Below are 11,053 nucleotides of genomic sequence, written 5' to 3'. Positions count from 1 at the left end.
CACTACCCTGCACCCACCCGACGATCGATCCACAAGGAGCCGCGATGCGTGTCGCCCTGTTCCTGACCTGCGTCAACGACACGCTGTATCCGGACACCGGGCGCGCCGTCGTGAAGCTGCTGACCAGGCTGGGTGTCGAGGTCGACTTCCCGACGGCGCAGACCTGTTGCGGTCAGGCGCACTACAACACCGGGTACCGGCGCCAGGCGGAACCCCTCGCCGAGCACTTCGCCGACGTCTTCCGGGACCACGAGGCGATCGTGACGCCGTCCGGGTCGTGCGGGGCGATGGTGCGGGAGCTGTATCCGCGGATGGGCGAGCGGGCCCGTGCCCAGGGGCGCGGGGACGCCCTTGCGGCCACGCTGGCGCCCGTGGTGCCCAAGACGTACGAACTCACGGAGTTCCTGGTGGACGTGCTGGGGGTGACGGATGTCGGCGCGTACTACCCGCACACGGTGACCTACCACCCCACCTGCCACGGGCTGCGCTCCCTGGGGCTCGGCGAGCGGCCCCGGCGCCTCCTGGAGGCCGTGCGGGGGCTGGAGCTGGTCGAGCTGCCGGGAGCGGAGGAGTGCTGCGGCTTCGGCGGCACGTTCGCGCTGAAGAACCCCGACGTGTCCGCGGCGATGGGCGCCGACAAGGTGCGCAACGCCGAGTCGACTGGCGCCGAGGTGCTGTGCGCGGCGGACAACTCCTGTCTGATGCACATCGGGGGGACGATGACCAGGCTGCGCACCGGTGTGCGGCCGGTGCACCTCGCGGAGATCCTGGCGAGCACGGAGGAGGAACCGGCCGTATGAGTGGGACGTTCGTCGGGATGCCCGGCTTTCCCGCGTTTCCGAGCGCCGCCCGGGAGGCCGTGCGCGACACCACCCTGCGCGGCAATCTCCGGCACGCCACGCACACCATCCGCGCCAAGCGGGCCAAGGCCGTCGCGGAGGTGTCCGACTGGGCGGAGCTGCGGGAGGCCGGCAAGCAGATCAAGGACCACACCCTCCGGCACCTCGACCACTACCTGGTGCAGCTGGAGGAGTCGGTGACCGCCGCGGGCGGCACCGTCCACTGGGCCGCCGACGCGGACGAGGCCAACCGGATCGTGACCGGACTCGTCAAGGGGACGGGCGAGTCGGAGGTCGTCAAGGTCAAGTCGATGGCCACCCAGGAGATCGAGCTCAACGAGGCCCTCGAGGCAGCGGGCGTCCACGCCTACGAGACCGATCTGGCCGAGCTGATCGTGCAGTTGGGCAGGGACCGGCCCTCGCACATCCTCGTCCCGGCGATCCATCGCAACCGCGGTGAGATCCGGGACGTCTTCCGCTCCGAGATGGGTGCGTGGGGCCGTCCCGCGCCCGAGGGCCTGACGGACACGCCCGCCGAACTCGCGGAGGCCGCGCGGCTGCACCTGCGGGAGAAGTTCCTGCGCGCCAAGGTCGGCGTCTCCGGCGCCAACTTCATGGTCGCCGAGACCGGCACGCTGGTGGTGGTGGAGTCCGAGGGCAACGGGCGGATGTGCCTGACCCTGCCCGAGACGCTGATCTCGGTCGTCGGCATCGAGAAGATCGTGCCGACCTGGCGGGACCTGGAGGTGTTCCTGCAGACGCTGCCCCGCTCCTCCACCGCCGAGCGGATGAACCCGTACACGTCCACCTGGACCGGCACCACCGACGCGGACGGCCCGCGCGCCTTCCACCTCGTGCTGCTGGACAACGGCCGCACCGACACCCTCGCCGACGAGGTGGGCCGCCAGGCCCTGCGCTGCATCCGCTGCTCGGCCTGCCTCAACGTCTGCCCGGTCTACGAGCGGGCCGGCGGCCACGCCTACGGCTCCGTCTATCCGGGCCCGATCGGCGCCATCCTCAGCCCCCAGCTGCGGGGCACGGCGAGCGAGATCGACGCGTCCCTGCCGTACGCCTCGTCGCTGTGCGGGGCCTGCTACGAGGTGTGCCCGGTCGCCATCGACATCCCCGAGGTGCTGGTGCACCTGCGGGAACGGGTCGTGGAGGGCGGAGAGGTCGTCCGGGGCGGCAACAAGGTGGTGCTCAGGCCCGCGAAGGGGCACGCCGCCGAGCGTGCGGCGATGCGCGCGGCGCGCTGGGCGTTCACCTATCCGGGTGTGCTGCGCGCCGGTCAGCGCCTCGCCTCCCGCACCCGCCGTCTCCACCCGCGCACCCTGCCGGGCCCCGGCCGGGCGTGGAGCGGGACCCGGGACCTCCCACCGGTCCCCGCCGAGCCGTTCCGGGACTGGTGGCGGCGTACGCGGGGCGGGAACGACGTGAAGGGAGCGGCCGAATGAGCAGCAGGGAACGGATCCTGGGCCGGGTGCGACGCGCCCTCGCGGACGTGCCGAGGGACGACACCCCGTACGAGCGGGCGGTCGCCCGGCGGTATCTGCGCGAGCACGGGCGGCTGAGCGCCGCGGAGACGCTGGACCTCCTCGCCGAGAACCTGGCCGACTACCGGGCGCTCGTGCACCGCACCGACGCCGCCGGTCTGGCCGGGACCGTCGCCGGACTTCTGTCCGCGCGCGGCGCCTCCTCGGTGCTCGTCCCGCCGGGGCTGGACGAGGCCTGGCTCGCGCGGACCGGCGTGACGCGGGTCGCGGACCGGGCGGAGAGCACCCCGCACGAGCTGGACCGGGTCGACAGCGTGGTCACCGCCTGCGCGGTCGCCGTCGCCGAGACCGGCACGATCGTGCTGGACGGCTCGCCCGACCAGGGCCGCCGCCGCATCACCCTCGTCCCCGACCACCACATCTGCGTCGTCCGCGCCGCCCAGGTCGTCCCCTCCGTCCCGTACGCCCTCGAACGCCTCGACCCGGCCCGCCCGCTCACCTGGATCTCCGGCCCGTCGGCGACCAGCGACATCGAACTCGACCGGGTGGAGGGCGTCCACGGCCCCCGCACCCTGGAGGTCGTCCTGGTCGGCTGAGACCGGTGCGGCGCGTCGCGGGCGACGGGGGTCAGTCGTGGGGTCCGCAGAGCCGGGCGAAGCGCGCCGCGTCGACGTTGCCGCCGGAGAGGATCAGGCCGACCCGGTGCGGGAGGGGGCCCGTGCGGCCGGTGAGCAGTGCGGCCAGCGGGGTGGCGCCGCTCGGCTCGAGGACGATCTTCAGGCGCTCGAAGGCGAACCGCATGGCGTCCCTGATCTCGTCGTCGCCGACGAGGACGATCCCGTCGAGGAGCCGCCGGTTGACGGAGAACGTCAGTTCGCCCGGTGTGTGCAGTGCCTGTCCGTCGGCGATGGTGCGCGGGACCGGGATGCTCACGCGGTGCCCCGCCTCCAGGGACCGCTTGGTGTCGTCCCCCGCCTCCGGCTCCACGCCGATCACCCGCGTTCGGGGGTACAGGCCCTTGGCCGCGGTGGCGCTTCCGGCGATCAGCCCACCACCGCCGACCGGCGCGAGCAGTACGTCCAGCTCTCCTGCCTCTTCGAGGAGTTCGAGCGCGGCCGTGCCCTGTCCCGCGATGACGTGCGGGTGGTCGTAGGGCGGGACGAGCGCCAGGCCGTGCTCCGCGGCCAGGGCCTCGGCGACGGCGACCCGGTCGCCGGTGTACCGGTCGTACGTGACGATCCGGGCGCCGTACGCCTCGGTGGCCGCCCGCTTCGAGGGCGGGGCGTCCTCGGGCATGACGATGACGGCGGTGGTGCCGAGTTCCCGGGCCGCCAGGGCGACGGCCTGGGCGTGGTTGCCCGAGGAGTAGGCGGCGATGCCCCGGGACAGCTGCTCGGGGGTGAGGCGGGAGGCCGCGTGGTAGGCGCCGCGGAACTTGAAGGCGCCCACCCGCTGGAAGTTCTCGCACTTGAGGTGGACCTCGGCGCCGACGAGCGCGTCCAGGGTGCGGGAGCGCAGGACCGGCGTGCGGTGGGCGACGCCCTCCAGCTGTTCGGCGGCGGCACGGACGTCGTCGAGGGTGATCAGCGGGGTGGTGGTCGTCATGCGGTGACTGTATGTCCCGTCACCGTCGGCCGAAAGGGCGCGGCCAGGACACGGCGGACTCCGAACGGCCGGACGGTGACGACACGGCAGCGCGTGCGCTGTCCGTGCCTACCCGGTGCGTTCCCAGCCCCGGGGCGGGGTGCGGGTGCCGAGGGCGGTGTCGCGGCTGCGGTAGACGATGTAGGGGCGGGTCAGGTACCCGAGGGGGGCGGTGAGCATGTGGACGAGGCGGGTGAAGGGCCAGGCCGCGAAGAGCAGCAGGGCGCTGAGGGCGTGGAGCTGGAACAGCACCGGGGCGCCGGTCATCAGGGCCGGCTCGGGCTGGAGGTAGAAGAGGGAGCGGAACCAGGGGGAGATGGTCTCGCGGTAGTCGTAGCCGCCGCCGGCGATGTTCGCGGCCACGGTGGCGGCCAGGCCCAGCACGATGGTCGCCGTGAGGGAGAGGTACATCGCCTTGTCGTTGCGGGTGGTGGCGGAGAAGACCGGGCCGACGGTGCGCCGCCGGTAGATCAGGACGGCGATCCCGCCGAGGGTGGCGACGCCGGCGACGGTGCCGAGGACGACCGCGCCGACGTGGTACACGTCCTCGCTCACCCCGACGGCCTCGGTCCAGCTCTTGGGGACGATCAGGCCGACGATGTGGCCGATCAGCACGACGAGGATGCCGAAGTGGAACAGCGGGCTGCCGATGCGCAGCAGCCGCCGCTCGTACAGCTGGGAGGAGCGGGTGGTCCAGCCGAACTTGTCGTAGCGGTAGCGCCAGATGTGGCCGAGGACGAACACCGCGAGGCAGACGTAGGGCAGGGCGACCCAGAGCAGGACGCCGCCGGTGCCTGCCTCCGCCGCCAGGGTGGCGGGCTGCGCGGACGCGGTCATCGGGGACCTCCTACGACGGGGTCGGGCAGGAACACGGGGGACGCGTACGGATCGAGTCCGACCTGTTCCTCGGGCGGCCCCTGGGCGGCGAGCCGCAGGACGGCTTCGCGGTCGTCGCCGGCGAGGGCGGGCAGCGTGGCGGAGACGGAGTCCAGGACGTGCGCCCAGGGCGATTCGTCGTCGTTCAGGGCCAGCCGCAGCAGTTCGAGGCCGGCCCGGTGTTCGGTGAGCAGGCGTGCTCCCGCGGCGGGGTCGGCGGCGGCGAACTCGAGGACGACGGCGAGGTGGTCGGGCAGTTCGTCGTCGGCGAGCCGCCAGCCGGCCGCGGCGTAGGTCTGTTTCAGCCTCAGCAGGCCCATGCCGCGCTTGCGGGTGTCGCCGTGCGCGTAGTACGTCAGGTACGGGCAGCAGCGTTTGCGGTGGTCGAAGGTGGCGACGTAGGCGGCGGCCAGGTCGGCGGGGGCGGTCCGCTCCGCGTGTGCGGCGAAGCGGAGCAGGGGGCGGGCCACGGCCGGGTCGGGGAGGGCCTCGGCGACCCGGCGGGCCAGGGCCAGGTGGTCGCCGAACCCGTCGTCGGGGTAGGCGAGCAGCAGGGACTGGACCTGCCAGGCGGAGGGGTGCCAGGGCCGGGTGCGGGACGCCCGGGTGCTCTTCGGGAGCCCGGCGGGCTTCGGGGACTTCCGCTTCATGGTGTCGGCTCCGCCTTTCCGTCGCCGTTCGTGCCCGGGCCGTCTCCGCCCCCGTCGCCGTCGCCGTCGCCCCGGGACGGTGTGTCCGGGAACAGGCCGGGTGGGGAGCCCTTGCCGTCCCAGTTGAGGAGGTTCACCCGGGTGGCTTTTCCGGTGGGGGCGGCCGGGGTGTCGGAGGTCTGGCGGTGGCGCAGGGCCTGGAAGTTCTCCACGGCGATGGGGGCGGCGCCGCCGGAGGTCTCGCCGAAGGGACCGGAGCCTCCCATGCCGGGGCCGCCCTCGTAGTCGAGGCTGCACTCGGTGGCCAGTTCCTCGAGCCGGTGGGCCTGTTCGGCGTGGGCGGGCGGGATGACGTACCGCTCGTCGTACTTCGCCAGGGCCAGCAGCCGGTACATGTCGTAGACCTGCTCGCCGGTCATGCCGACCGCCTCGGGGATCGCGTCGTCCGGTTCGCGGCCCAGGTTGATGTCGCGCAGGTAGGCGCGCATGGCGGCCAGGCGGTGCAGGACCGCGTCGACGGGGGCCGGATCGCCCGCGGTGAACAGCTGGGCGAGGTAGTCGACGGGGATGCGCAGGGCGTCGACGGCGGCGAAGAGGTTCCGGTGGTCCTCGGCGTCGCGTCCGGTGTCCCGGACGGCGTCGACCACCGGGGACAGGGGCGGGATGTACCAGACCATGGGCATGGTCCGGTACTCCGGGTGCAGCGGCAGGGCCACCTTGTAGGTGTTGATCAGGGAGTGGATCGGGGAGCGCTGCGCGGCCTCGATCCAGTCCCGCGGGATGCCGGCCCGTTCGGCCGCGGCGACGACCCGGGGGTCGTCCGGGTCGAGGAAGACCTGCCGCTGCGCCTCGTACAGGCCGGTGTCGTCGGGGGTGGAGGCGGCTTCCAGGACCCGGTCGGCGTCGTAGAGGACGAGGCCGATGTAGCGCAGCCGGCCGACGCAGGTCTCGGAGCAGACGGTGGGCAGTCCGACCTCGATGCGCGGGAAGCAGAAGGTGCACTTCTCGGCCTTGCCGGTGCGGTGGTTGAAGTACACCTTCTTGTACGGGCATCCGGTGACGCACATCCGCCAGCCCCGGCACTTGTCCTGGTCGACCAGGACGATGCCGTCCTCCTCCCGCTTGTAGATCGCTCCGGAGGGGCAGGAGGCCGCACAGGACGGGTTGAGGCAGTGCTCGCAGATGCGCGGCAGGTAGAACATGAAGGTCTGCTCGAACTCGAACTTGATCTTCTCGGAGACCTGGTTCAGCAGGACGTCCTGGTCGCCGTGGTCGGGCGAGCCGCCGAGGTCGTCGTCCCAGTTCGCGGACCAGGCGATCTTCATGTCCTTGCCGGTGATCAGGGACTTGGGGCGGGCGACGGGGGTGTGTTCCTGGAGCGGGGCGTTGGTGAGCGTCTCGTAGTCGTACGTCCAGGGTTCGTAGTAGTCGTCCAGGGAGGGCAGTTTGGGGTTCGAGAAGATCTGGATCAGCTTCTTGAACCGGCCGCCCGCCTTCAGCCCCAGCCTGCCGCGCTTGTTGAGCTCCCAGCCGCCCTGCCAGGTGTCCTGGTCCTCGTAGCGGCGGGGGTAACCCTGGCCGGGACGGGTCTCGACGTTGTTGAACCAGACGTACTCGACGCCGGAGCGGTTGGTCCACGCCTGCTTGCAGGTGACCGAGCAGGTGTGGCAGCCGATGCACTTGTCGAGGTTCATCACCATCGCCATCTGCGCCATCACCCGCCCGATGGGGGCGGGCCCGGCGGATGCCTCGCCGACGGCCATCAGTACGTCACCTCCTGGTTCGAGCGACGGCGGACGACGGTGACCTCGTCGCGCTGGTTGCCGGTGGGGCCGAGGTAGTTGAAGGCGTACGACAGCTGGGCGTAGCCGCCGATGAGGTGGCTGGGCTTGATCAGCAGCCGGGTCAGGGAGTTGTGGATGCCGCCGCGCCGGCCGGTGGTCTCGGTGCGGGGCACGTCGATGAGCCGGTCCTGGGCGTGGTGCATGTAGACGGTGCCCTCCGGCATGCGGTGCGAGACGACCGCGCGGGCGGCGACCACACCGTTGCGGTTGACGGCCTCGACCCAGTCGTTGTCGTGCACGCCGATCTTCGCGGCGTCCTCCTTGCTCATCCAGATCGTCGGGCCGCCCCGGGAGAGGGAGAGCATGAACAGGTTGTCCTGGTACTCGGAGTGGATGGACCACTTGTTGTGCGGGGTCAGGTAGCGCACGGTCACGCCCAGTTCGCCGACGTCCCCGAGGGGCGGCTCGCCGAACAGGGCGTCCATGTTCAACGGCGGCCGGTAGACGGGGAGTTCCTCACCGAGTGCGGACATCCAGTCGTGGTCGAGGTAGAAGTGCTGCCGGCCGGTGAGGGTGTGCCAGGGCTTGAGGCGCTCGACGTTGACGGTGAACGGCGAGTAGCGGCGCCCGCCGGTCTCCGAACCGGACCACTCCGGCGAGGTGATGACCGGGACCGGCGCGGCCTGGGTGTCGGCGAAGGTGATCCGCTTGCCCTCGTGTTCGGCCGCCAGGTCCGCGAGCCGGGTGCCGGTGCGCGCCTCCAGACTGTGGAAGCCCTGGGTGGCGAGGTGGCCGTTGGTGGTGCCGGACAGGGCGAGGATCGCCTCGCAGGCGTGGGTGTCCCGCGCGAGCGACGGCCGGCCGTCGGCCGTGCCGCCGCGCACGGTGCCGTTCTTGTGCCGCAGGTACTCCAGTTCGCGGTCGACCTTGAAGGTGATGCCCTTGGTGGTGGCGCCGAGGGTGTCGAGCAGCGGTCCGAGCGCGGCCATCTTGTCGGCGACGGCCGCGTAGTCGCGTTCGACGGTGACGAGTTTCGGCATGGTCCGGCCCGGGACCGGTTCGCACTCCCCCGCCTTCCAGTCGCGGACCCGGCCGCGCGGGTTCGCCATCTCGTCCGGGGTGTCGTGCAGCAGCGGCGCCGCGACGACGTCGGTGCGCACGCCCAGGTGGCCGGCCGCCTGCCGGCTGAACTCCTTGGCGATGGTGTGGAAGGCGTCCCAGTCGCTGCGGGTCTGCCACGGCGGGGCGATGGCCGGGTTGAAGGCGTGCACGAAGGGGTGCATGTCCGTGCTGGACAGGTCGTACTTCTCGTACCAGGTGGCGGCCGGCAGGACGACGTCGGAGAAGACCGTGGTGCTGGTCATCCGGAAGTCCAGGGTCAGCAGCAGGTCGAGTTTCCCCTCCGGGGCCTCCTCCCGCCACACCACGTCCCGCGGGCGGGCCCCGGGCGGGGCTTCGGTGGCCCGCACGGAGGCGTCGGTTCCCAGCAGGTGCTTGAGGAAGTACTCGTTGCCCTTGGCGGAGGAGCCCAGCAGGTTCGCCCGCCAGACGGTCAGCACCCGCGGGAAGTTCTCCGGGGCGTCCGGGTCCTCGCCGGCGAACCTCAGCCGCCCCGCCTTGAGTTCGTCCACCACGTGGTCGGCGACCGGGCGGCCCGCGGCCGCGGCGTCGTCCGCCAGGTCGAGCGGGTTGCGGTCGAAGGTCGGATACGACGGCATCCAGCCCATCCGTGCCGACTGCGCGATGACGTCCGCCGTGGTCTTCCCGGCGAACGGACCGGCCCCGCCCGGACCGGCCGCCGCGAGGGTGTCCGCGGAGAACGGGTCGTAGCGGAACTGGTCGGCGTGCAGGTACCAGTAGGCGGTCTGGATCATCAGCCGGGCCGGCCGGTTCCAGTCGGCGGCGGTGGCGACCGCCGAGTAGCCGGTGATCGGGCGGACCTTCTCCTGGCCGACGTAGTGGGCCCAGCCGCCGCCGTTGACGCCCTGGCAGCCGGTCAGCGTGGTCAGGGTCAAAAAGGACCGGTAGATGGTGTCGGAGTGGAACCAGTGGTTGGTCCCCGCCCCCATGATGATCATCGAACGGCCGCGGGACTCCTCGGCGTTGGCGGCGAACTCCCGGGCGATGCGGGCCACCCGGCCCGCGTCCACCCCGGTGATCGCGGCCTGCCAGGCCGGTGTGTACGGCTCCTCCGCGTCCTCGTACGAGGTGGGCCACCTGCCGGGCAGTCCCTCCCGGGCCACTCCGTACTGGGCCAGCAGCAGGTCGTAGACCGTGGTCACCAGCCGGCCGGCGATCCGGCGCACCGGCACCCCGCGCCGCAGCCGGCCCGCCGAGCCGTCCGGGGCGTCGAAGCGTGGCAGCAGGACGGTGACCGGCGCCTCAAGGGTGCCGTCGGCGGACAGCGACGGGTCGGTGTCGCCCAGGTCGAGGTTCCATTTCCCGGCCCCGGACTCGCCGAAGCGGTCGCCGAGCGTGCCGTTCGGCACCACCGGCTCCCCGGTGGCCGCGTCCAGCAGCACGGTGCGGAACTCCGCGTGCTCGGCCTCGGCGGCCTCACCACCGAGGTCGGCGGCGGTCAGGAACTTGCCCGGGAGGTAGGCACCGGTCTCGGTGCCGGTTCCGGTTCCGGCCTCGTCGAGGGTGACCAGGAAGGGCAGGTCGGTGTACCGCTTGACGTACTGGGTGAAGTACTCCGTACTCCGGTCGACGAAGAACTCCTTGAGGATCACATGGCCCATGGCCATGGCCATGGCGCCGTCGGTGCCCGGCTGGGCCGGCAGCCACTCGTCGGCGAACTTCACGTTGTCGGCGTAGTCCGGGGAGACCGCGACCACCTTCTGGCCCCGGTAGCGGGCCTCGGCCATCCAGTGCGCGTCCGGGGTGCGGGTCACCGGCAGGTTGGAGCCCCACATGATCAGGTATCCGGCGTCCCACCAGTCCCCCGACTCCGGTACGTCGGTCTGGTCGCCGAAGACCTGCGGCGAGGCCACCGGCAGGTCCGCATACCAGTCGTAGAACGACAGCATCGCGCCGCCGAGCAGGGAGTAGAAGCGTGCGCCGGCCGCGTGCGAGACCATCGACATGGCCGGGATCGGCGAGAACCCGGCCAACCGGTCCGGTCCGTGCTCCTTGATGGTGTGCACGTGCGCGGCGGCCACCATCTCCGCCGCCTCCGCCCAGCCGGCCCGCACCAGGCCGCCCTTGCCGCGTGCCCGCTTGTAGCGGCGGGAGCGCTCGGGGTCGGAGACGATGTCGGCCCAGGCCGCCACCGGATCGCCGAGGCGGGCCTTGGCCTCCCGGTACATCTCCAGCAGCACGCCCCGCACGTACGGGTAGCGCACCCGGGTCGGCGAGTAGGTGTACCAGGAGAAGGCGGCTCCCCGGGGGCAGCCGCGCGGTTCGTACTCGGGGCGGTCGGGACCCACCGACGGATAGTCGGTCTGCTGGGCCTCCCAGGTGATGATGCCGTCCTTGACGTACACCTTCCACGAGCACGAGCCGGTGCAGTTCACCCCGTGGGTGGAGCGCACCACCTTGTCGTGCGACCAGCGGTCCCGGTAGAACTCGTCCGCCTGGCGTCCGCCGCTCCGGTGCAGGGTGCGCAGGTCTTCGGAGACCTCCGCCCGGGTGAAGAACCGGCGGCTGCGCACCAGGGCCTCCGCCAGATCACCGTCCATGCCCGCCCGTCCCGGGCTGATCTCCGTGCTCACCGTGCCACTCCGCTCCGGGCACAGGTGGCCCGTTCGAATCGTGATCGGTTTCGG

8 protein-coding genes are annotated in these 11,053 nt (G+C 72.0%); 3 read left to right on the top strand and 5 right to left on the bottom strand.

Annotated features, from left to right (window positions below):
• Positions 1 to 44: 44 nt before the first annotated feature.
• From ACWEQO_RS21425 to ACWEQO_RS21415, 3 genes are read left to right on the top strand one after another with little or no spacing between them, the layout of a single operon-like run.
• Complete coding sequence (locus ACWEQO_RS21425) at positions 45 to 800, top strand: (Fe-S)-binding protein (RefSeq protein WP_361457050.1); 756 nt, start codon at positions 45 to 47, stop codon at positions 798 to 800.
• The gene (locus ACWEQO_RS21420; protein ID WP_361457053.1) at positions 797 to 2,293 is read left to right on the top strand and encodes a LutB/LldF family L-lactate oxidation iron-sulfur protein; all 1,497 of its coding nucleotides are present in this window, start codon (positions 797 to 799) and stop codon (positions 2,291 to 2,293) included. Before ACWEQO_RS21425 ends, ACWEQO_RS21420 begins: the two co-directional genes overlap by 4 nt.
• The gene (locus ACWEQO_RS21415; RefSeq protein WP_452984833.1) at positions 2,290 to 2,928 is read left to right on the top strand and encodes a LutC/YkgG family protein; all 639 of its coding nucleotides are present in this window, start codon (positions 2,290 to 2,292) and stop codon (positions 2,926 to 2,928) included. Before ACWEQO_RS21420 ends, ACWEQO_RS21415 begins: the two co-directional genes overlap by 4 nt.
• Before the next feature lie 31 nt (positions 2,929 to 2,959).
• Here ACWEQO_RS21415 and ACWEQO_RS21410 read toward each other — a convergent pair whose 3' ends face one another.
• From ACWEQO_RS21410 to ACWEQO_RS21390, 5 genes are all read right to left on the bottom strand, one after another.
• The gene (locus ACWEQO_RS21410; protein ID WP_361457059.1) at positions 2,960 to 3,937 is read right to left on the bottom strand and encodes a pyridoxal-phosphate dependent enzyme; all 978 of its coding nucleotides are present in this window, start codon (positions 3,935 to 3,937) and stop codon (positions 2,960 to 2,962) included.
• A gap of 108 nt (positions 3,938 to 4,045) precedes the next feature.
• Entirely contained in the window at positions 4,046 to 4,813 is a 768-nt protein-coding gene (gene narI / locus ACWEQO_RS21405) for a respiratory nitrate reductase subunit gamma (RefSeq protein ID WP_361457062.1), read from the bottom strand.
• The gene (narJ, locus tag ACWEQO_RS21400; RefSeq protein WP_452984832.1) at positions 4,810 to 5,502 is read right to left on the bottom strand and encodes a nitrate reductase molybdenum cofactor assembly chaperone; all 693 of its coding nucleotides are present in this window, start codon (positions 5,500 to 5,502) and stop codon (positions 4,810 to 4,812) included. Before narJ ends, narI begins: the two co-directional genes overlap by 4 nt.
• The gene (narH, locus tag ACWEQO_RS21395) at positions 5,499 to 7,265 is read right to left on the bottom strand and encodes a nitrate reductase subunit beta (protein WP_452984831.1); all 1,767 of its coding nucleotides are present in this window, start codon (positions 7,263 to 7,265) and stop codon (positions 5,499 to 5,501) included. The genes narJ and narH overlap by 4 nt, the downstream gene beginning before the upstream one ends.
• On the bottom strand, positions 7,265 to 10,966 hold the full coding sequence (locus tag ACWEQO_RS21390) for a nitrate reductase subunit alpha (RefSeq protein ID WP_452984876.1): 3,702 nt from the start codon (positions 10,964 to 10,966) through the stop codon (positions 7,265 to 7,267). Before ACWEQO_RS21390 ends, narH begins: the two co-directional genes overlap by 1 nt.
• Between the last annotated feature and the right edge of the window lie 87 nt (positions 10,967 to 11,053).

The sequence above is a fragment of the Streptomyces sp. NPDC004051 genome (assembly GCF_053604275.1).
The sequence above is the reverse complement of the archived record's forward strand: the minus strand, read 5'-3'. Positions and strand labels throughout refer to the sequence as shown.

Excerpts from the sequence above, each read along its gene's own strand:
- ACWEQO_RS21425 (WP_361457050.1), top strand. The coding sequence starts at position 45 with ATGCGTGTCGCCCTGTTCCTGACCTGCGTCAACGACACGCTGTATCCG.
- ACWEQO_RS21420 (WP_361457053.1), top strand. The coding sequence starts at position 797 with ATGAGTGGGACGTTCGTCGGGATGCCCGGCTTTCCCGCGTTTCCGAGC.
- ACWEQO_RS21415 (WP_452984833.1), top strand. The coding sequence starts at position 2,290 with ATGAGCAGCAGGGAACGGATCCTGGGCCGGGTGCGACGCGCCCTCGCG.
- ACWEQO_RS21410 (WP_361457059.1), bottom strand. The coding sequence starts at position 3,937 with ATGACGACCACCACCCCGCTGATCACCCTCGACGACGTCCGTGCCGCC.
- narI (WP_361457062.1), bottom strand. The coding sequence starts at position 4,813 with ATGACCGCGTCCGCGCAGCCCGCCACCCTGGCGGCGGAGGCAGGCACC.
- narJ (WP_452984832.1), bottom strand. The coding sequence starts at position 5,502 with ATGAAGCGGAAGTCCCCGAAGCCCGCCGGGCTCCCGAAGAGCACCCGG.
- narH (WP_452984831.1), bottom strand. The coding sequence starts at position 7,265 with ATGGCCGTCGGCGAGGCATCCGCCGGGCCCGCCCCCATCGGGCGGGTG.
- ACWEQO_RS21390 (WP_452984876.1), bottom strand. The coding sequence starts at position 10,966 with ATGGACGGTGATCTGGCGGAGGCCCTGGTGCGCAGCCGCCGGTTCTTC.